This window comes from [Mycoplasma] gypis (assembly GCF_016924775.1).
GTDB classification, from domain to species: domain Bacteria; phylum Bacillota_I; class Bacilli_A; order Mycoplasmatales; family Metamycoplasmataceae; genus Metamycoplasma; species Metamycoplasma gypis.
This window is the reverse complement of record NZ_JAFFTD010000002.1, coordinates 93,303-115,196: the sequence shown is the minus strand read 5'-3', so window position 1 is coordinate 115,196 and position 21,894 is coordinate 93,303. Positions and strand designations below refer to the sequence as shown.

Below are 21,894 nucleotides of genomic sequence, written 5' to 3'. Positions count from 1 at the left end.
AAATAATGATATTCGAATATTGAAATTTGGAATTTTGATAGCTTTTTATTAAAAGTTAAAAAATTAAAGAAAAAACCAATAACAAAACGTTATTGGTTAAAAATTATTTTTTGAAAATATAGTCATAAATTTGAGTATATTTATCAACTGGATGGAATTCTACAGCATCTTTAACTTCTTGTGGAATATTAACTAAATCTTTTTCATTTTGTTTTGGAATAAAGATTGTTTTAATTCCAAACTTCATCGCTGCCAATGATTTTTCTTTTAGTCCACCAATTGGTAAAACTTTTCCACGTAAAGTTATTTCTCCAGTCATTGCAATTGTATTCGATACAGGTCGATTTGAAAGTGCTGAAATAATTGCAGTTGTAAAAGTTACTCCCGCACTTGGTCCATCTTTTGGCACAGCTCCTTCTGGAACGTGAATGTGAATACTTATGTTTTCAAAATCAAAATCAATATTAAATTCTTTTGCATGTGAACGAACATAACCTAAAGCAATTTGTGCTGATTCTTGCATTACTTCTTTTAGTGAACCTGTTAATTTTAGTCCTTCTTTGCCTGGAAATGTGGTTACTTCGATTGCTAATGTTGAACCACCGTATGATGTTCAAGCAAGACCGTTAACGGAACCAATTTGTGGTTCACCATCATTTTCAGATTCTTCAAATTTGATTGGTCCTAAGAAATCTGTTACTTCTTTAGTGGTAATTACAAAATCATCAGCAACTTCTTTGCTTAAAATTTTTACAACAATTTTACGACCGATTTTATCTAGTAAACGGCTTAGTTCACGAACTCCGCTTTCACGGGTGTAATTTTTAATGATATAGTCTAAAACTTCATCACTAATTTGGAATTGTGAAGGTTTTAAAGAGTTTTGTTGCAAAATTTTTTCAATTAAATGACGTTTTGCAATTTGTAACTTTTCAAGGGATGTGTATGAATTAATTTCAATTAATTCCACACGATCAACTAAAGCTTCAGGAATACGATCAAAGTAGTTAGCTGTTGCAATGAATAAAACTTTTGAAAGATCATATTCAATATCTAAATAATGATCTTGGAAGTTAACATTTTGTTCAGGATCTAAAACTTCCAGTAAAGCCGAAGTTGGGTCACCACGAAAATCAGATGACATTTTATCAATTTCATCCAATAAAACCACAGGGTTTGATACGCCTGCTTTTTTAATTGCAGCAATAATTTTTCCAGGCATTGCCCCAACATATGTACGACGGTGTCCTCTAATTTCTGATTCATCTTTAACACCACCTAAGCTAATTTTTACGTAAGGGCGTTCTAAAGCTTCAGCAATTGAACGAACTAAAGTAGTTTTTCCTACCCCTGGTGGCCCAATTAAAGTTAAAATTGGCATTGGTTGAACCGCTTCGTTAACTCTTCCATCTTTTGAAACAAATAAGTTTTTATCAATTAAATGTTCTTTATCGTTAGGAATATTAACAAAATCGCGGTTATTTTCATCTTGTAGTTTTCGATGATTTAAAACAGAAATAAATTCAATAATTCTTTCTTTTGGTTCTTTGATCCCATAGTGGTGAGCATCAAGAATTTTTTTTGCATTAATAATATCAAGATTTTCACTTTTAACTTTTCTTCAAGGTAGAAGTTGTAAAAGTTCAATGTAATTTTTAGCAATATTTGCTTCAGGACTTGAAGGCATCATATTTTTTAATCTTGATTTTTCTTTAGCGATAGCTTTTTTAACTGATTCAGGAATTAGTAATTTTAATTCACTGCTTTCAATTGTTTTTTCATATTCTGTATCTTGTTCATCTTCTCCAAGTTGTTTTTGTAAGATACGCATTCTTTCACGAATTAAAAAATCTTTTTGTTGATCATCTAATTCATTACGTAAAGTTTTATCAACTTCTTTATCAATTTGATTTAAACGATGTAGTTTTAAAATACTATTGATTAATTTTTGAATTTTTTCAACATAGTCATTTTCAGCATAGATTTCATATCTACTTTCAAAATCTAAAATATCTAAGTTGCTAAAGAACATATCAAATGAATACATAACATTAACTTCATTAGATAAAATTAAATCATCCAGACCTTCCAGAGCGTCATTTTTTCCTAGGCTGTGATTTGCGAAGTTATTTAATGTTTCAGCTAATTTACGCATTAGTTTTGCTGCTAAATCAACATCAGAAACATATTCTTTAATTTCTTCTCATTCAGCTAAAGCATTGTTAATAATAATTGGATCACCATTTTCATCATTTCCGGCTTCAAAATTATGTAATGCAATTAATTTTACTTTTTTTCAACCTGCAAAATGAACGGTTTTTACCTTTTTTTCAGGATTTTTAATATTTTCAATTTTTGCAATAGTTGCATAAGGAAAATAATCGTCAAGAGTTAATTGACTTTTTGAAAAAGCATATGGTTTTAATGAAGCAACAACAATATTTTCTTGTTTGGATTCAGCATCAGCTAAAATTGTCAAACTATTTGCTTTACCAATTTTGAGATCTTTTAATGTTCCGGGAACAATAAGATCATTTCTTACTCCGATTATTAAATTTTTCATTTGTGTCCTTTCGATAATAATTAGTTTTGTTTGCGTTAATTATATCAAATTTTTAGCACTCCTATTAAAAAAGTGCTAAATTATTTCGCGCCTATAATAAAAGAAAGTTGAGCAGCGCTCAACTAAAAATTATTTTGTTCCAAAAAGTCGATCTCCTGCATCTCCTAATCCAGGGATGATATATTTTTTTTCATTTAAATAATCATCTTTACATGCTAAGAAAATATCAACTTCTGGGAAAGTTTCTTTGATCTTGTCAATTCCTTCTTGTACACCAACTAAACAAACAAGCTTAATATTTTTAAAACCGTCATCTTTTAGTTCTTTGATCGCATCATAAGCACTTGTTCCGGTAGCAAGCATTGGATCAACAACTAAAATTTCACTGTCTTTTGAAACATCAGGAATTTTATAAAAATACTTTTTAGCTTCAAAAGTTTTTTCATCACGATAAAGTCCGATGTGACCAACTCTGGCTTGTGGGACTAAACTTAAAATCCCTTCAACCATTCCTAGTCCAGCTCTTAAAATAGGGACGATTACGATTTCTCTATCTAAGGTATATCCTGTTGTTTTTGTATCGGTTGGTGTGATTACTTCAATTTCTTTTGGTTGGTAATCACGCATAATTTCAAAAACCATTAGTGATGCTATTTCATTTAAATTTTTTCGAAATACATCATGGCTTGTGTATTTATTACGCATTGTAGTTAGTTTTGTTTTAATAAGGGGGTGATCAAAGATTTTAATCATTTTGGCTTCTTTCTAAATTAATTTTTACTTTTAAAAACTTCAACTGATTTTGACATTCCAAAACGAGTTGCACCTAATTGATACATTTTTTCCATATCTTGATATGTCTTAATTCCACCAGCTGCTTTAATTTCTATTTTATCACCAACAACGCTCTTCATAATTTCAATATCTTCAAAATTTGCTCCACGGTAAGAAAAACCGGTCGAAGTCTTAACAAAATCTGCTCCTGATTGTAAAACGATTTCAGTTGCTTTTTGAATTTCTTGGTTGGTTAATAAAGCGGTTTCAATAATAACTTTTAAAACTTTGCCTTTGCATTCTTCTTTAATAGCTTTAATTTCATTTAAAACATAATCATATTGGCCTTGTTTAAAACGACCAATATTTATAACCATGTCAACTTCATCAGCACCGTGAGAAATTGCTAGTTTTGTTTCATGAACTTTAGCTTGAGTTACCATTGCTCCTAATGGGAATCCTACAACTGTGCAAACAATTGTGTTAGACCCAGCTAATTTTTCTTTGGCATGTTTAATTCATGTTGGATTAATGCAAACACTTTTAAAATCGTATTCAATTGCTTCAGAAATTAATTTATCAATATCTTTTTGAGTAGCCTCTGGTTTCAATAAGGTGTGGTCAACCATTCGATTGTAATTCATTTATTCTCCTAACGCATTTTCGCTAACACAATTGGATTTTCAATTGGTTCTGAATTAAATTTAAAGGTTTTTTCTAATTCTAAAATTACGCTTTGCTCAATTGGATTTGATGAAGTTAATGTAAATAAAGTTTCACCTTGTTTTACATATTCGTTAGTAATTTTATTTAGATAAATTCCGGCTTCGAAGTCAATTTTATCTTCTTTAGTTTTTCTTCCGGCTCCAAGTTTCATTGCTACAAGACCAAAATCAAGGGCACTAAGAATTTCTAAATATCCTTCTTGTTGTGATTTTAGTTCGTATGTGTATTTTGGTTTAAATCAGTCTTTTTGTTCTAATTCTGAAACATTTCCACCTTGAGCGGCGATTCATTCTTTAAATTTATCATAAGCTTTATTTGATTTTATTGTTTCATCTATCATTGCAAATGCTTCTTGTTCGTCTTTTGCTTTATTTGTTTCAACTAAAAATGCACTTGCTGATGAATATATTAACTTAGTAAAGTTTTCAGGTCCATGTCCTTTTAGGGTTTCAATAGCCTCTAAAACTTCGTTTTTGTTTCCGATTGCTCTACCTAAAGGTTGTTGCATGTTAGTTATTTCTACCATTACTTTACGACCTAAATTTTTTCCGATACTAATCATTTGTTTTGCAAGTTCTTGAGCTTGTTCAACATTTTTCATGAAAGCTCCTGAACCGCATTTAACATCTAATAAAATAACGTTTGATCCTGTTGCAAGTTTTTTTGACATGATACTTGAAGCAATTAAAGGAATTGATTGAACTGTTGCAGTAACATCACGTAAAGCATAGATTTTTTTGTCAGCAGGAACAAGTTTTTCATCTTGTCCTACTAAAGCGATTTTATTTTCTTTAACGTTGTGTTTGAATTCTTCATCGCTTAAATTTACTTTAAAACCAGAAATTGTTTCTAGTTTATCAATAGTTCCCCCAGTTTGAGCTAATCCACGACCGCTCATTTTAGCAACTGTTAGTCCTAATGAAGCTAAAAGAGGCATAAGCACTAGACTGGTTTTATCTCCAACACCTCCAGTTGAGTGTTTATCAACAATTTCGGTATTTAAATAACTTCAATCAAGAACTTTACCTGAGTGCATCATTGCTTCAGTTAAATAAGCAATTTCAGCATCTGACATTCCATTTAATCTAATCGCCATTAAGAAGCTAGACATTTGGTAGTCAGGAATATTATTATTTGTGTAGTTTTCGATAATAAATTGAATTTGTTCTTTTGTTAATTGATGGTTTGTTGCCTTTAATTCAATTAAATCAACCATTCTCATATTATTCTCCTGCTAATGAAAGAGCTAATTCCATCATTTTGTTGAATGCTTTTTCACGTTCTTCAGCTGTTGTATATTCATGTGTAACAAGGTTATCACTAATTGTTAAAATACATGCTGCTTTTTTATTTAATTTTTCAGCAACACTGAATAATCCGTAACTTTCCATTTCAACACAAACTCCACCTTGTGAACGTTGCATTCTTTCTTGAGCACTTTCGTTTGTATAGAAAGCATCTTCTGAATGAATGTGTTCTTCTCTTAATGGAATTTGAAGTTCATTTGCTTTTTTAACAATTAAATCGTTTAGAGATTTAGTTGGGTAAGCAATGTGTTCTTCTGAACCTGTAAAAGCTTTACGGAATGATGTATTTTCTCCGTAACAACTTTTCGCTAAAACTAAGTCATAAAGTTTTAGGTCTTCAACGTAAGCTCCACTTGAACCGATTCTTACGATTGTATCAACATTATAAAAATTAAATAATTCATATGCGTAAATCCCTATTGAAGGAATACCCATACCTGAGGCACAAACACTTACATCGTGTCCATGGTATTTACCTGTAAACATTAAAACATTTCTAACATCAGAAACCAAGCGTGGGTTTTCTAAATATTTTTCAGCGATATATTTAGCTCTTAATGGATCTCCTGGCATTAAAACTAATTTTGCAATATCACCATCTTTGGCGTTAATGTGTGGTGTCATCTTTTTCTCCTTTTATTGTAAATTTTCAGGTATCTTGTACCAGTTTAATTTTAACATTTAAAGACGTAAAAAATAATAAAAAAATAGGCCTAATTTTGGCCTACTTTTTAACGTTTTGATTTGTCATATGCAAATCCAGCCGCTGCCGGCGCAAAGCCTCTTCCCTTCATTAAAATCATCATTATAAATGTAATGAAATAAGGGATTGTATAGAATAAATCAGTGAATTTTCCTAGTGTATCTGGTTGGAAAACAGGTAGCACGAATGAAGCGGATCTTAATAATGAAAATACAACGGCGCTTAAAACGATTCATTGTACTATTCATTGACCCATAATCATAATTGCTAGAGCTAGATATCCTAAACCTTGTACTTCACCTTTGAATGATGTTGGCGAATATTGCACAAAGAACCCTCCGGCAATTCCTGCTAATAAACCACTAATAAATACACCTTGTCATTTATATGAGTTAACATTAACTCCAGCAACGTCTGCTGCTTGTGGGTTTTCCCCGATTGATTTTAATCTAAGTCCTCATCTTGTTCATTTTAATGCTACAAAAGCTAAAACAAGAATGATAACAGTAAGAATGTTTCTTAAAGATAAAAGATTTTTTCAAGATGATACTTCACTATCTAAAGCAACTTCTTTAACAAAGAAAGGTACGTTTTTAGCTGAACCACCACCATAAATAGTTAATAAAACTAAGGCAATCCCAAATGCAAGCATATTAATTGCGAACCCTGAAATTGTATGATCAGCTTTTAATTTGATTGTCGCAAAGGCGTGAATCAAAGAAAAGAGACCTCCACCAAGAGCAGAAACAAGAATTAAAATAAATTGCGCTACTATTGGTGGTTTTTGCCCGAAGTAACTACCGAAGATAACGTAAACTGTTGCTCCGATAATCATCATCCCGTTAATTCCGATATTAACAATTCCAACTCTTTCTGAAAACATCCCACCTACTGATGCAAGTGACAAAATACAAAATGAAAGTAAGAATAATTGAACTAATTGTAATGAAAGTGTCATTATTTATTCTCCTTTCGTTCTGTTGGAAAAATGTTAATTCAAACTAACATAATTAAAGCTAAAAGAATAATAATTAATCCAAAAATTGCTAACCCTGGTAAGGCTAATGTTGGAGTTGATAAAACAACTTTCCCAACTACAACAAAAACAAATCCAATTAATAATAATGAAGCTAGTGCAACATTTTTAAATATTTTTTTTGTTTTTGGACTAGTGTTTTTAATATCTAATCATAATTTGTGGTTTAAAACTTCATATCTTTTGTTTGAATATGTAAAGAACTCTTTACGTTTTGTTGAAAGAATTCCTTCTTTCATTAATTTTTGATTTTTGTATTCGAAGTACTGAATTTGTTCAACTTTTTGTTTGTAATCTCTATTTAAAGAGCTTAATCTTAAAAAGTATTCATTTTTTTGTTCACTTGAATAATTTTTAATATTTTGTTTTAATAATTCGTCAACTTCTTTTTTGTGTAGTTTAGTTAATTCTTTATATTGTTTTTTAACAGATTTTTTGTGTTTTTTAGCTTCTGCAATTTTTTGATTTGAAGAAGCAATTATTTCTTTACGGCTTATAACGTAATCTTTAAATGTTTGTCTTCATTCAGAATCTTTAATCAATAAGATTGTCTTTTTAACAAAATAAATTGGTTTAAAATGTAAGAATAGAACTGATAAAGCCGCAAATAGGATGATTAAACCAGTAACCATACTCATGTTTTCAGTGTTAACATTTACTGTTCATAGGTTGAATGAACCTTGTTTTAGCACTGCATAAAACATTGAAGTGAAAACAATTCCAACTGGTGCGTTTAATGCAAGTAATGAAATTGCGATTGTGTCAAATCCTAATGAAAGAGGGTTTGAATAGTCAACAACGTTACGGTTTAAGATAACGTAGTATAGGAAACCAGCAAGCCCTGCCAGTCCTCCTGAAATTGTTAAAATTGACATTGTTACAACTTTTTGGTTTGTACCAATGTATTCAGCATTTGTTTTTGACATCCCAACCATTTTAATTTTGTAACCCAATGAGGTTTTTGCAAAAATAAATCATAAAACTAAAACTGTTGCAATTCCAAATGCTAATGCAAAGTAGGTAAAGATTTCTTGTAATTCTTTAGCTAAACGAATTGTTTTAGTTCCATCATTGGTATCTAGTAAGAATTTTCTTGATTCTTCTAGGTTGTAAAAAACAGCATTATCAATTTTAAAAACATATGTTGTTACATAAATAACAATTCAGTTTAAAAGAATTGTTGAAATAACTTCATGAACACCAAAATAGGCTTTCATGAAACCGGCAAACATTCCTAAAAATGCTCCTACTAAAATTGAAAGTAGCATTAATCCAACAAGAAGTCCACCACTAATGTTTCTGAAATTCTTGGTCGCAATTAAGATACTAAATGAAGTTGTACCCGCAGCCAACATTTGACCAGGAATACCAATATTGAAGTAACCGGATTTAAATCCTAATCCAACTCCGAGTGAACCAATTAAAAATATTGAAAAATAAAGAATTAATTTATTTTTGTTATATTCTGCAAAAGCTCCATCGATTAAGGCTTTAAAAAATACTGAAGGATTTACCCCTAATGAAGCAATAAAAATTGAACTAATTGCAATCCCAAAAATAATTGCTCATATTGAAGAAGCAACTTTTCTTGCTGATGATTTAGTTTGCCCCATTTTAATAAATTCTGATGCTTTAGAAGAAAAAGAACGCATTGACTCAGTGGCTTTTTTAATACTATTTGTCATTTAATTCCTTTCCTTTTTGTTCAGTTGATACTGAATCAGACATGAACATACCAATTTCTTGTCTGGTTATTTTATCAGCTGGTGAAACGTTAATAATTTTTCCATTATTAATAACTGCGATTGTATCAGCTAATGATAATACTTCGTCTAATTCGTAAGAAATTAATAAAATTCCTTTACCTTTATTTTTTTCTTCGATTAATTTTTCATGAATGTTCTTGATTGCTCCAACATCAAGACCACGAGTAGGTTGCATAACGACGATTAATTCGTGATCATGCATAATTTCACGTCCAACGATAAATTTTTGTTGGTTTCCACCTGAAAGTGAACGTGATTGAGAAATTCCATTCCGAGCACCACGCACATCAAATTTTTCAATAATATCAAGAGTTTGCTTTTTAATAGCTTTATCTTTAAATACTAAAAATTTTGAATAAGTTTTGTCTCAAAGTCTTCTTAAAACAGTATTCATATTAATTGAATAGTCAAGAACTAAACCGTGTTTGTGACGGTCTGTAGGAATGTATGAGAGATTTAATTTTGAACGTTTTCCAACATTTAAGTTTGTAACATCCATCATTTCTAGATTATTTTGTTTATTACGAGCTTTCATAAGGATTTTACCTTTTTTAGCTTTTAATAAACCGCTGACTAAATACTCAACTTGAGTTTGCCCATTACCAGCTACTCCGGCAATTGCTAAAATTTCACCTTTGTGAACTTTTAAATTGATATCTGTAAGTGGTTTTTTACCACCTGTTGATACATTTTGAATATCTAAAACTAATTCTTCATCGAATGAGTGATTTGAATTTTGTGCCGCTACTAAGTTGTCACCAACCATAGCGTGTGCCATTTGTTCAATAGATGTTTCGGCAACATTACAGTTTAAAATTACTTTTCCATGTCTTAAAACGGTTGCTGTATCAGCTACTTCCTTAATTTCTTTTAGTTTGTGGGTAATAAAAATGATTGTTTTCCCTTGTTTTTTAAACAATTTCATTGTTTCTAATAAACCATGAATTTCTTCATCAGTTAAAACAGCAGTTGGTTCATCAAAAATTAGAATATCGTTGTCACGATATAACATCTTCATAATTTCAACTTTTTGTTGAACCGGAACTGAAGACTTACCACTTTTATCATTTAGATTAAACTTTAAATTAAATTGTTCTTGAATAGTTTTGATTTTTTCTGATGCTAAATCAAGGTCTAAGAACCCATGTTTAGAGAATTCAGAACCTAAAACTATATTTTGCAGATTAGAATAAATACCAACAAGTTTAAAGTGTTGGTGAACCATTCCAATTCCTAGGTCATTTGCGTGATTCGGATCTTTAATGTTAACATATTTTTCATTAATTTTTATTGCACCTCTTGTAGGTGAATAAAGTCCGAATAAAATAGACATAAGCGTAGATTTACCGGCACCATTTTCGCCAATTAAAGCATGGATAGTACCTTTTTTAACCTTAAAGCTTACGTCTTTATTTGCTATAATGCCTGGGAATTCTTTTGTTACGTTTTCGAATTCTACGGCGTACATTTTAATTATTTGTTAATTTCTTCAACTAGTTTGTTTAATCTTGTAACTATATCATTAATTACTTGTCCGTTTTCAAGTGCTTTATCAGAATTAATGTATCCAACTTTGTCTTCTGAAAATCCTTTGAATTCAGCAATATTTTTGTCTAAAATAGCTTGTGCTCTAGCTGTTTCGTCACCTGATAGATGTGCTTTTGCTAGTCCTGTTCATCCTTCTTTTAGACTACCTTTATGTGAAATTGATTTTGTTCCTAGTTGGAATCCATATAAGAATTGTGCATCGTTTGTGTATAGACCACGTAAAATATCATATAAAGCTTGTCCAATTTCTTTTGTAATTGATGTAAAGAATTTGTCTTTAGCTTGGATAACTGAGTTAACTTGGTCAACGTCAACCCCAATAATTAATTGTCTATCACGAACTTTTTCTGAAACATCTAATGTAGCAGGTCCAGCAACTGGAAGAATAACTAATGGTTTTGGATCTGTTGCAACTTCTTTTGTAACATTTGTTGCCATTTGGTTATCTCTATTGAATCCTGTTGATAAGTTAATTTTTGAAGCATCTGAGCTTACTTTGTGTTTTACTTTTTTGTCAGGATTTGCTTTATTTCAGTCATTAATACCTTTTAAATATCCTTCAATAAAATCAGTAACACCTGGGAAAGCTCCCCCACCAAATGAATTTAATAGACGTTTTGAAACTTCATTTGGTTCCATAACTGTAGAAACATATTCAGCAGCTGATTTACCAGCTACATATCCTGATTCTTTTGTATTGAATAATAAAGAAATAGCGTGTCCTTGTGGTAATCCTTGTACATCGTTGCTTAAAGGAGCTGATGCATCGTAATCAATTGCGATAATAACTTTATCACTATTGATTAATTTTTGTCTATTTTCTTCTTCGCTGAAGAATTCTTTAATAGGAGATTCGTGTTTAAATCCTACTGTAATTCAATATTTAACTTCATTTCTTTGTAATAAGTTTGAGTAGTATTTGTCATAATCAGATTCTGATGAAGGTTCAATTTTATAATTGTTGATTTCATTTTCAGCTACAGATGAATCTTTTGCAAATGTTTTTAGTCCTTCTCATGCTGATTGGTTAAATGATTTGTCATCAATGTGTCCAGCATCTGTAATAACGATAGCTTGTTTTGATTTTATCAATTCAGCTAGTGATGCATTAACTGGCATTCTCTTGTCAATTTTTGCAAGAAGTTCAGATGATGAATTTTGAGTACCTGAACTTGTAGTAGATGATGTATTACCACCTGTGGTTGTTGAATTACCACCTGTATTTGTTGTATTGCCACCTGTGGTTGAACCATCACTTCCACCGTTAACAGGAGTTTTTGGTTCTTCTTTATTTGTTTCGCCACAACTTGCTGCAACGAATGGGATAGCTAAAATTGGAGCACTTAGAATCCCTAAAGAAAGAAATAATCTTTGTTTTTTGCTCATGTTTTGTCCTTTTCTCTTTTTTTAATATGTATAAATAATTATAAATAAAAAACAAATATTTAAATATAACTATTTGTCCATTCACATATTATTTTAATATAAAAATTTTTATTATCAAAAAAAATACAAAACAACATAAAAAGGCTAAAAAAATAGTGTTTTACATCAAAAAAATAAGTTTTTGTTTTTGTACATTTTAAATATTGTAAATAAAGTACAAAAATAGTATTTTTTGCATTATTTTAATTTTTTTATTCTTGTTATTTTTAATAAAAATCAAAAGAGGTGACAATTTTAGCACCTTGATTTATTAAATTATTATTGTAATTATTAATATTATTGTCAATATTAGGAAATGCGTATATTTCTTTACCCTCATCTAAGAATAAATCAATTAAAGAATTGAAATGTTTAAATTTATCAACTGCGTAAAAAACTAATTTTTCACTTAAAGCGGATACGAGACGATTTTTTTGTAATAAAGTAAGGGGAGTGTTTTTAGTAACACTATTTGGAAATTCGCTAAGAATTAATACATTATTATTAAATTTATTGATTTTCATTTCTTTTTTAAGGGTTTCTATCCCAAATGAAGCAATAATAATTATTTTTAAGTTATTACGATTAAAAAAATCAAAAATTTGTTTTTCTATCTGACCTAAATAACTAATTACTAAACAAGTTTCATTTTTTAATAAATTAGGTGTTGTTTTATCAATGAGATTTTTAATAGTTAGATCATAGTAATTGCCAGTAAGAGTAATTTTGTTTTTGGTTTTCAAAAGATTTAAATCACCTTCAAAAAACACAAGAAATGGCGGCTGGTTAAGAGTTGAAAATTCTCGTGGATAGCATTCATCAAAAAGTGTAAAATAATGGAAGTGTGAAAATTAAGTGGGTTGACTAAAGCAGTTGCGAAAGCAATTGCTTTTTTGTTTCTTTTGGAGAATTTATGAAAGATAACAACTCGGTTTTTTTAAGTCTACATTATGGTTTTGGTTCAAAGGGTTTTAGAACGAAAGAAGTACAAGATATACATAATGCATCGTTTTATCAAAGTGGAAAATTCATTGATTACATAACAAGGGAAAATGCTGTTTTAGTCCAGAGCAAAAATGAAAATCTCGTAAACAAGATTAATGAACATAAAAATTTGAGTTCTAAAACAATTTGGTGAAATCAGCAAACTAAACGAAATAAATCTCCTAAGTTTAGTGGTTTGTGTAAATTGTTCTCAAATCAAATCAATGTTGATATATCAGAAGCAAAAAAACAAATGGAAAAAATAACGGATAAACAACATATTTGAGAAATGGTTATTAGTGCTGGAGAATTAGCTTTAAACAATAATTTTGTGGATACTAGACAATATCAAAATTTAGTTAATTCCGGAATGCAAAAACTTCTTAAAAGTAACGGAATAAATTTCGAAAGCATTAAAGGTTTTTGAGCAATTCACGCAAACACAAATCAGCCGCACTTACATTTAGCTTTTTGAGAAGAAGAAAAAACATTTGATAATGGAACGAGTTTTCGCAAAAAAGGTAATTTCGATAAAGAAACAATGAAAAAGTTTCGTGAATACTTTTATGAAAATATTTCTAACAATGATGAATATTTAAAGCTAAATGATGACAAAGCTAATGTTTGAAAACAAAAAAATATTGTAAAACAATCTTTAATAAATGCTTTGCAAAATAATAAAAGCAAAATAATCATAGATACACAATCCAAATTAATTTGAAAAGAATTAAAAGGTAAAAAAGATATCAGTTACCAAAGACAAAGTGATGAAATTAAAAAAATGACAAGCGATATCTTTTTAGCTTTATCTTCTACAAATGAAAAACTTAAAGAAGATTTTTCGGACTATATAAAATTCGGTAATGAATTGGAAATTAAACCAAGAGATAGTAATAACATAAAAACTCTTAAACAAGATGCTGTGGATAAAGAAGCTGATGAATTTGAAAGAGCAATTGGAAACACAATCTTAAAAGCAATCGTTGAACAAAATCAAGAAAATATAAATTCAAACGATGATGATGTAATCTTAAGTAATTATTGAATAGGTGGACTAGGAAATAATTTGCAAGACAAATTGATAAAGGAATTATTATGAATTCTTGAACTGGAAAACAAAAAAAATCAGTTTTTAAGAAATAAAAAAATAAGGACAAAAAAATTTAATTAAGGATGAAAAATGAAAAAATATGATGAATTAAATAAACAAACAATTGAAGAAATTAGCAAAATGAATAGAGAACAGAAAGAAGATTTATTCGATTGATTATTAAACGATGTAACTTATTTATCAGATGCTTATAAAGATTTTTATTACCAAGAAGATTGTACGGATTTAATTTTCGAACTAATCAAGTGTAAGGAATATTTAGATGATTATAATAAATTCAACGAAGAAATATTTGATGATGAAATAGAAGATTTTTTAAATGATGAAGACATATACACCGGTTCAGAACTTTATCAAAAAGCAGATGAAAACTTGCAAAGACACGGAATGGATGGAAACATTTACCTTGCTTATGCAATTAAAAATGATTTAAATTTTAGAAAAGATAATTTTTACCAAATTAACGGATATTGAAATGGTTTTGAAAAGATAGCTCACACAAACTTTGATTTGACATGATATTTAATTACAAATTATGTGAAAAATGATATTAAAAGAGTAACAAAACAGCAAGTAAAAGAAATTTTAGAAGAGCAAAAAGAAGAGCAAAAAGAAGAAAAGAAAGAAGTACTTAGTTTTTAAACAAAAAGATGAAAGAACTACAAAGAATGAATAAAGAAACTGTAGACTATATTGAAAATCTTAATAAACAAGAATACAAAACAGTTTTGGGATTGTTTACGTTTCTAAAAAACTTGGGTATAGATGACAAAAATTATGTTCAATTTCAAGAAGCTAACCTAAAAAATCCAAATTACAATTTTTATTTATTTATAAAATGTAATGAATATATAAATAATCAGAAAAAGTTTAACGAAGAAATTTATAATGGACAATTATGAGAATATTTGGAATTCAAAAATGCAATTTATAGTGGTGCACAATTAAAAGAAGTTGTTGAACAAGATGTTTTTGAAAAGTCTTTTGAAGCTGAAAATAGATTCTTATTCGCAAAAATCGTAAAAGATAAAAATTTTATTGATGAAAACTATTATCAAATTACAAAAAAAGGTAAAAGTTACTCGGAAATAGGAACATTTCAAGATTTATTTTGAATTCTATTAAAAGAAGATAGAAGTAAATTAGAAAAAATTCTCGATATTGCTTTGAGAGAAGTTGAAAAAATAGCAACTGAGAAACTGGAATAAAAATTAATAAACTGTTGATAATAAAAAATGTTTGAAATAAAAAGTAAAAAAGATGAGTTATATAACTCATTATTAAATATTCATAAAATAGAAAAAGAATTTATTGATGAACTTTTTGAAAAAGCATTTGAAGATAAAAATATTAGAAATGAAACTCCTATTATGAAATATCAGTCACTAGTTCATTGACTAGATATATGAAATACAAGTCCAAGAAAACTAGCAAGTGAAATAAGCGAACACGAAAACATTTTTAGATTTGATATAACAGATGCAAAAAAACAAATTTTTTTAGTCGATAAGTGAGATAAAGCATTAAATAATGAACTTTTAACATTTGGGATTAATACTAAATATTCAGATTTAATCACGGAATACTGAAAAATACGAACAAGAATTAAAGTACCAACAACTTTTTTAAGATACAAAAACAGTAAATTTCAAATAATTGATGAAGAATTACTAGGTTTTATGTATTTAACTAAAAAATATTTGATATTTTATCAAAAATATAAAGCGCAAAAGCAAGAATAATTACACAAAGAAGTAAGCATGGTAAAACAAAACGATTTTGTAGACATAAAGACTTATTTTAAAAAAACAAGTAATGAATTTAGGATTCAAAAGAAAACTGAAATACTAAAAAATGAATTAATTCAAAAAATTGTCAACGACTTAAACTTAAATGAAAATCAAATTGATGCTGGATTATCTCTGTTAATGAAATATAAAAATTTTGTAGAAATTCATAAAGAAAATCCTAAATGACAGTTGTTTGTTAATGGGAATGGTTTTTTAGATATTGATTTTAGTAATGAAGATTGATTTCGAAAAAGTTTAGTAAACAATAATTTTATATTGACAAGAATTAGTGTTTTTGATAAACAACTTCAAGATTTTTTAAGCGAAAAAAGTTTAGAAAAATCTTTAAAAATGAAAGATTTTAAAGAAGATATAATGTCTCTTTTTTTGGATAAAAAAGAAGAGAAAGAAATGGTTAAAAAAGTATTTAGAAACAATAAAAACATAAATCTTTTTATTAAAACGGATAAAGAATTTGAAGTACAAGGTTTCTGAAAATATATATCAGTTATTTATGCAAAGCAAAATAAAAAAGTTGCAGTTCTAAACTACAACGACTTATATAACTTTGTATATAATCATGGTTTTTCAAATTTTGATAATCAAAATATAGTCAAATTGCTTAATGATGTAGATTGCTTATTTATATTCAATTTCGCTTCTTACCCTAAGAGTAGTTGATTTATTGAAAAGTTTATTTATGAAGTACTGTATTTAAGAATTCAAAGTGAAAAAAACACATTCTTAAGTACAGATGTCGATTTTCTTAAAAATCAAAAGCTTAATATCGTTGCTGAATATAAACAAAATTTAAATAACACATACCATCAAAATTTGAACAAAAAAATAAAAAATATTATTTGTAAAAAGTTTACATATTTAGAAATTTAAGGAGCAAATTATGGGAGCAAGTAGTTTTAGTGATAAAGATATTATTATTTATTTAAATGATAAACAATACAAAGCTGGTTTAAAAAATGTCATTTTCGATGCACATGATTATTTTGGTTATAATGAAGAAAATGATGAATATGATTATGGTGATAATTTTATTTTAGATGATATTAATTCTTTAATTACAAAAGAAAATAATATTTTTAATAAAGAATATTTACCAAGTAAGCAAGCGATTAGACAAACTCAAAGAGAGTTACTAAATCTCTATGGTACAAGATATAGCTATGTTAATGCTTTAAAAGAATTTAGCTTTGATAGATAAGGAATAACAATTAAATTAAATCGAATATTCAAATATTTATTTTTTTTCTTATTTATACCAGTTTTTTTAGGATTCTTTTTTGCATTATTTTTACTAATAATTAAACAAAATAACATTATTACACTCTGGATATCACATAAAAGTAACTTTTGAAACGACATAATAAATTTCTATATTGCTTTGGACAAATACACTTTTATAGCTTTAGGAATTAATTTTTTAACAACAATCAGCTTGATGATTTGATTTTTTCATAAAGATTTTGAGAAATGATTTAAGAAAAAAGTTCACATTGATAAACAAAATGATGACAAGTATAATCGCTGATTGTGAAACGAAAAAACAAAAGAAGGTGAAAAAAACAAATTTAAAAAAGAATTTAATGGTGAAAATTCTAACAATTTTGTTTTAGAGTATTCAAGAATAGAAAATAAGTATATTTGTTCAAATATTAAAGATACTCATGGAATTATTTATGGAGATATCGGTAGTGGAAAAACGGAAAAAATTATTATTCCAAATATCCATCATGCAACATTATTAAGCGATAACCTTAAACCTTGTTTTGTTATAACTGATCCCAAAGGGGATATATTAAAAAGAACTGGACAAATGCTTGAAAATGCAAACTATGACATTCGTGTATTTAATTTAGATGATTATAAAAATTCATTTTTATGAAATCCACTAACTCACATTTGAAAAATTTTTCATAATGAAAAAACACAAAATAGCGATGGTACATATTCATTAAAAAACAGTGATTGAGATAGTGTGGATAACTCAATAGAAGAAATGGTTAACTCTATTTCGTGAGATGAAAATGAAAAAAGCAGTATATGAGTAAGTATGGGTAAAACGGTAATTAGAGTTATTTTAAAATTTCTAATTTACTATAGTGTTGAAGAAGAAACAACAATTAAAGAAGAATACTTTAATTTTCAAAATGTTTATAAGTTTATGACTAAAGAAACATTCAATAATTCAAATTCAATTGTGTATAACATAATCAAAGACAATCAGAGTAAAAATGGATATTGAAACAACTTAAGTACTGAATTTAAGGGATTGATTGATATTCCAAAAGAAACAATTGGTGGTATTTTAACAAACTCACAAAATGCATTAAGTTTATTCACTTCGAATTCAAACATTAATAAGCTAACAAAGAAAAGCAATATTGAACTGGAAAAAATATTTAACGATATGGAACAACAACCGTTTGCAATATTCATTCAATTTAACAACTCTAAAGTAGATAACAACTTATTAATAGGACTTTTGCTCAAGAGAATACACCAAGTAGCAATTGATTACGCAAGTACCATTAAGAAGCAAAAATTACCTAGAAAATTTTTCTGAATACTTGAAGAATTTTATTCAATACCAAAAATCGAAAACTTAGACAAGTGAATGAGTATTGATAGAAGTTATCAAATATTTTATTTAATCTGTCTACAATCTTTCAGTCAATTGACAATAAAGCACGGACAAGACAAAGCTAATGTAATTAAACAACAAGCAAAAATCATTTATTTCCTTTCTACAAATGATATGGATACAATTAAAAGCTTTAGCAATTTACTGGGTAAAAAAGAAACACAAAAGGTATCAATAACTGAAAATAAAAACAACGTTTCTAAAACAATTAATAGTCAAGAAGAACAATTTTTAAGCGAAAGTGAAATTTATTTCAAAGATAAAGATTTAATGATTGTTTTTCAAACTGGATATCGTCCCTTAGCTCTTTTACCACAATATGCATTTAAATATATTGAAACAGATGATGAATACAAATACAAAAAAGGTGAAGTTTACACCGAAGATAAAGCATTTTTACAAATAGAAACACTTGAAGAAATGCAAAACGAAAATATTAAAAGAGATTTCAAATACGAGTATGAAATCAATTTAGAAGATTTAAAAGATTAAAAATATAAAAAGGAAGATATATGAAAAAACAAATTAATTACGAACTAAAAAATTCTTATTTATTATCAAGAGAACTAAAAAATATTGAAAAAATAATTACAAAAGTAGAAGAAAGCAGACTAAATAACGACGAAAACGAATTTAAAAAACAAAGTTTTTTTATCGTTAATGCATTATCACAAGCACTAAAAGAAGTTGTACCAAGTTTTGCTGAATTCAGAAGAAAAACAATGCTTGATGCATTAACAAATTCTAAAAACACCTTTACTTCACCAAATCACTTTGAATTAAATTTTAAAGAAGAATTAAATTCTTATAAAGATACTGAATTAAAAATGTTGGAAGCAATTTATAGTGAAAATTCTACAACATATAAAAAATATCAAAAGGAATTTAAAGGGGACAATGAATTTAATTTTAAAGAAATGCTTTTAGAAAGTATGCTTGAAGAGATAAATTTCATAAATAAAAAATTTATTGAAGACAAAAACAATAATTTAACATTTACAGATTATTTAATCAAAGAATTAAAAAATGAAGACAAACTGTTGAAAGAAAAAATTAAAGAAACAAAAGAACAAAAAGAAATCAAAACTAAAACAGAAATACAAAAATGATTAGAAGAAAAGAAACAAACAGAAAAGAATGAACAAGATATGCAATCACATTTAGAAAAAGAACTAGATAAAGTATTCGAATTTTAAGGAGAACAATATGGATAAAACATTATTACAAGTTGACAATTATTTAAATGACATGTCTGATAGATTAGAGTTTTTCATAAGTGATTTATACGCTGTTATTTCTGCATTTAAAACGAAGAAAGACAATTATTTATCACAGACAAACACACAAAATGAACAAGAGCTATTAAAAATTCTTAATCTTATTAGAAAAAAAGGAATTAATTTATTACAAAATACTATTCCTAACTTAAACATTAGAAATAACGAAATCTTTTTAGAAAATATTTTATCATCTGACAGTAGAGAAGAATTTATGCAAAAACTGAAAACTGCTGTTAATGTAGAAGATGATGAATGAGAATTTAAGGATTTTATTTATTCAAATATTTCGCAAAATTATAAAGAAACAAAAAAAGTTTGTATGCAAGATATAAATAGAAGTGATTTCCATAATATTTATAATCAAATCTTATTTCAATTACAACTAAAAACATGAGAATATTGAATACAAAAGTTTTCTGCAAACATACTTAAAAAAGAATACGAAGATAAAAACTTTTTAGAATTCAAAAGCTATGTCATGTCAGAACTAAAAAGCTCTATTGAATATTCAAAAAAAGCAAATAGTGAAAAGTTTTGCTCATTGAAATTTAATAGAATGCAAAAATATAATCAATATAAAAAACAAATGTCTAAAAAAGAAAATCAAAAAGAATATGAAAGCGAAAATTTTTTGGAAGATAACGAAGACATTTTCCAACGGTAAAAAAAGAATAAAACATTTGAGTAAAAAAATGTTTTCAGTTTGTGTTTTATGTGCTGTTCCTTTTTCATTTTTATCTTGTGGTGTTGATACACAACAAGATAATAAAAACTCTTTAGTTGTCAAAGCACAAAAAAACAAAGTAAATCATAAAAAAGAGCAAATTTTATTAGAATTTAATGAACAAAAATATTTTTTAGATAACGAAGAAGTAAAAGATATTAGCATAATTGATTTATCAAAATATGTGAATAATAATTTTAGTTATTTAAAAAAGAAATTAGTTTACAAAACAGATTTTGAAAACATTGATAACATTTTAAATTATTTTAAAGTACCCTATTTAGGAGAAGTTTCAGAAATTATAAGAAGCTTAAGAATTGAAAATATTTTAAAATTTAAATCAAAAAAAGAAGAAATATTAAAACTTGTAAACTTTTTAAAAGATTGATTAAATGATGAAAATAAAGGTATTCTTAATTTAGTGGATACCCCCAAACATTTCAATCAATACAAATTGTTTCTTAAAGAAAATTTTAATAATTACTTTTTTAATGAAAATGAAAAAGACTTTAAATATTCCGATGATGATGAACAAAAACAAGAAATTCAAAAATTTAACTTAATAACTGATTCTTTTGTCAAAGAAAACTTTTTACAGTTAAATTCTGAAAATAAATATGATGAATTTTGATGAACTTTCAGAAATATTTATTTATCTTTAATTGTTACCTTGAAACAAGCTAAGCTATACAGTGAATATTTAAACTTTTTAACAGTGTTTTTACAATTAGAAAATTTTGATAACTGAGAAAAGAATAAACTTATTGTTTCAGAATTGCAAGTAATTAATCAGTTAAACAACGATTTTTTACACATTAACAATTTATTGGGTTTTATTAATCAAGAACAACAACAAAATAAACTATATTTATTCCCTAATGAAGCAATAAACGAAGTGTCACAAAATAATAAAAGTGATTTCGAAAGCACATATAACTGATGCATTAATTTAAATCTTGAAATCAAAACTCTTTTTTACGAAAAGAAGATTGATTTTGAACAAAATAGAAAAAACGACTATGATGATTTCATTAATGCTTATATCCAAAAAAAAGATTGAAAAATTACAAACTGAGAATACAACGAATTAATTGCTCAAATTGATTCTTTTTTTGCTGATTAAGATATTACTTAATCAGTTTTTTTACAAGATTTAAGGAGATACAATGAATAATTTTTTATTAATTAATTATGAAGATAATTCAGCACTTATTGATAACTTAAGAAGTGGTGCTAAACAGCTAAACACAATTCTCTGAGGTGTTATAGGGATATTTATACTATTTTTTGGTATTTGATGAGGTATTAAGCTTTTTCTTTCGTACAAAGATTGAGCTGACGCTAAGAAAAAAAATGATCCAGAAGATACAAAATCGAAATTAAAACACCTTTTACTTATCGCTATTGTTCCAGCAATAATTATTTTAATTGCTATCATGATACCACTTGCTCAAGGTGTTATTAACGGTGTCTGAAATTCACCACAACAAGGTTAACA

The 21,894-nt window shown here is 27.5% G+C and carries 20 protein-coding genes and 1 pseudogene; 11 read left to right on the top strand and 10 right to left on the bottom strand.

Annotated elements, in window-relative coordinates; translation table 4 throughout:
- Positions 1-103 precede the first annotated feature (103 nt).
- The 10 genes and pseudogenes from lon to JV175_RS02110 form a co-directional block, all read right to left on the bottom strand.
- Positions 104-2,563: an endopeptidase La gene (lon, locus tag JV175_RS02155; protein WP_205498878.1), complete on the bottom strand. Its 2,460-nt coding sequence runs from the start codon at positions 2,561-2,563 to the stop codon at positions 104-106.
- Between the two features lie 129 nt (positions 2,564-2,692).
- Positions 2,693-3,316 carry a uracil phosphoribosyltransferase gene (gene upp / locus JV175_RS02150; protein WP_205498876.1) on the bottom strand — a complete coding sequence of 208 codons (624 nt, stop codon included), beginning with the start codon at positions 3,314-3,316 and terminating at the stop codon, positions 2,693-2,695.
- Between the two features lie 17 nt (positions 3,317-3,333).
- Positions 3,334-3,981, bottom strand: coding sequence for a deoxyribose-phosphate aldolase (deoC, locus tag JV175_RS02145; RefSeq protein ID WP_205498874.1), 648 nt, complete (start codon positions 3,979-3,981; stop codon positions 3,334-3,336).
- Positions 3,982-3,989: 8 nt separating this feature from the next.
- On the bottom strand, positions 3,990-5,285 hold the full coding sequence (locus JV175_RS02140; protein WP_205498872.1) for a thymidine phosphorylase: 1,296 nt from the start codon (positions 5,283-5,285) through the stop codon (positions 3,990-3,992).
- Position 5,286: 1 nt separating this feature from the next.
- Positions 5,287-5,994 (bottom strand): purine-nucleoside phosphorylase, encoded by a 708-nt coding sequence (deoD, locus tag JV175_RS02135; protein ID WP_205498870.1) that lies wholly within the window; start codon positions 5,992-5,994, stop codon positions 5,287-5,289.
- A 107-nt stretch (positions 5,995-6,101) separates the two neighbouring features.
- Positions 6,102-7,031: an ABC transporter permease gene (locus JV175_RS02130; protein ID WP_205498867.1), complete on the bottom strand. Its 930-nt coding sequence runs from the start codon at positions 7,029-7,031 to the stop codon at positions 6,102-6,104.
- On the bottom strand, positions 7,031-8,794 hold the full coding sequence (locus tag JV175_RS04395; protein ID WP_205498865.1) for an ABC transporter permease: 1,764 nt from the start codon (positions 8,792-8,794) through the stop codon (positions 7,031-7,033). Before JV175_RS04395 ends, JV175_RS02130 begins: the two co-directional genes overlap by 1 nt.
- Positions 8,784-10,343, bottom strand: coding sequence for an ABC transporter ATP-binding protein (locus JV175_RS02120; protein ID WP_240337644.1), 1,560 nt, complete (start codon positions 10,341-10,343; stop codon positions 8,784-8,786). The genes JV175_RS04395 and JV175_RS02120 overlap by 11 nt, the downstream gene beginning before the upstream one ends.
- Positions 10,344-10,348: 5 nt before the next feature.
- Positions 10,349-11,809 carry a BMP family ABC transporter substrate-binding protein gene (locus JV175_RS02115; protein ID WP_205498863.1) on the bottom strand — a complete coding sequence of 487 codons (1,461 nt, stop codon included), beginning with the start codon at positions 11,807-11,809 and terminating at the stop codon, positions 10,349-10,351.
- Between the two features lie 266 nt (positions 11,810-12,075).
- Positions 12,076-12,672, bottom strand: a pseudogene (locus JV175_RS02110) (DNA-processing protein DprA); the annotation flags it as partial.
- A gap of 89 nt (positions 12,673-12,761) precedes the next feature.
- Here JV175_RS02110 and JV175_RS02105 point away from each other — a divergent pair.
- The 11 genes from JV175_RS02105 (at position 12,762) to JV175_RS02055 (ending at position 21,892) form a co-directional block, all read left to right on the top strand.
- Positions 12,762-14,003: a hypothetical protein gene (locus JV175_RS02105; protein WP_205498861.1), complete on the top strand. Its 1,242-nt coding sequence runs from the start codon at positions 12,762-12,764 to the stop codon at positions 14,001-14,003.
- 9 nt (positions 14,004-14,012) lie between these two features.
- Entirely contained in the window at positions 14,013-14,585 is a 573-nt protein-coding gene (locus JV175_RS02100; protein WP_205498859.1) for an Mbov_0392 family ICE element protein, read from the top strand.
- An 8-nt stretch (positions 14,586-14,593) separates the two neighbouring features.
- Positions 14,594-15,151: a hypothetical protein gene (locus tag JV175_RS02095; protein ID WP_205498857.1), complete on the top strand. Its 558-nt coding sequence runs from the start codon at positions 14,594-14,596 to the stop codon at positions 15,149-15,151.
- 27 nt (positions 15,152-15,178) lie between these two features.
- Positions 15,179-15,685: a hypothetical protein gene (locus JV175_RS02090; RefSeq protein ID WP_205498855.1), complete on the top strand. Its 507-nt coding sequence runs from the start codon at positions 15,179-15,181 to the stop codon at positions 15,683-15,685.
- Between the two features lie 18 nt (positions 15,686-15,703).
- Positions 15,704-16,624 (top strand): hypothetical protein, encoded by a 921-nt coding sequence (locus tag JV175_RS02085; protein WP_205498853.1) that lies wholly within the window; start codon positions 15,704-15,706, stop codon positions 16,622-16,624.
- Between the two features lie 10 nt (positions 16,625-16,634).
- Positions 16,635-16,952: a hypothetical protein gene (locus tag JV175_RS02080; RefSeq protein WP_205498851.1), complete on the top strand. Its 318-nt coding sequence runs from the start codon at positions 16,635-16,637 to the stop codon at positions 16,950-16,952.
- A 237-nt stretch (positions 16,953-17,189) separates the two neighbouring features.
- Positions 17,190-18,884, top strand: a complete 1,695-nt coding sequence (locus tag JV175_RS04390; protein WP_205498849.1) for a type IV secretory system conjugative DNA transfer family protein — start codon at positions 17,190-17,192, stop codon at positions 18,882-18,884.
- Positions 18,885-18,904: 20 nt separating this feature from the next.
- Positions 18,905-19,588 carry a hypothetical protein gene (locus JV175_RS02070; RefSeq protein ID WP_205498847.1) on the top strand — a complete coding sequence of 228 codons (684 nt, stop codon included), beginning with the start codon at positions 18,905-18,907 and terminating at the stop codon, positions 19,586-19,588.
- A 10-nt stretch (positions 19,589-19,598) separates the two neighbouring features.
- Complete coding sequence (locus tag JV175_RS02065; RefSeq protein ID WP_205498845.1) at positions 19,599-20,336, top strand: hypothetical protein; 738 nt, start codon at positions 19,599-19,601, stop codon at positions 20,334-20,336.
- 28 nt (positions 20,337-20,364) lie between these two features.
- Positions 20,365-21,519 (top strand): hypothetical protein, encoded by a 1,155-nt coding sequence (locus JV175_RS02060; RefSeq protein WP_205498843.1) that lies wholly within the window; start codon positions 20,365-20,367, stop codon positions 21,517-21,519.
- 43 nt (positions 21,520-21,562) lie between these two features.
- A complete protein-coding gene (locus JV175_RS02055; RefSeq protein ID WP_205498841.1) occupies positions 21,563-21,892 on the top strand; it encodes a hypothetical protein in 330 nt (109 codons plus the stop codon).
- Positions 21,893-21,894 lie beyond the last annotated feature (2 nt).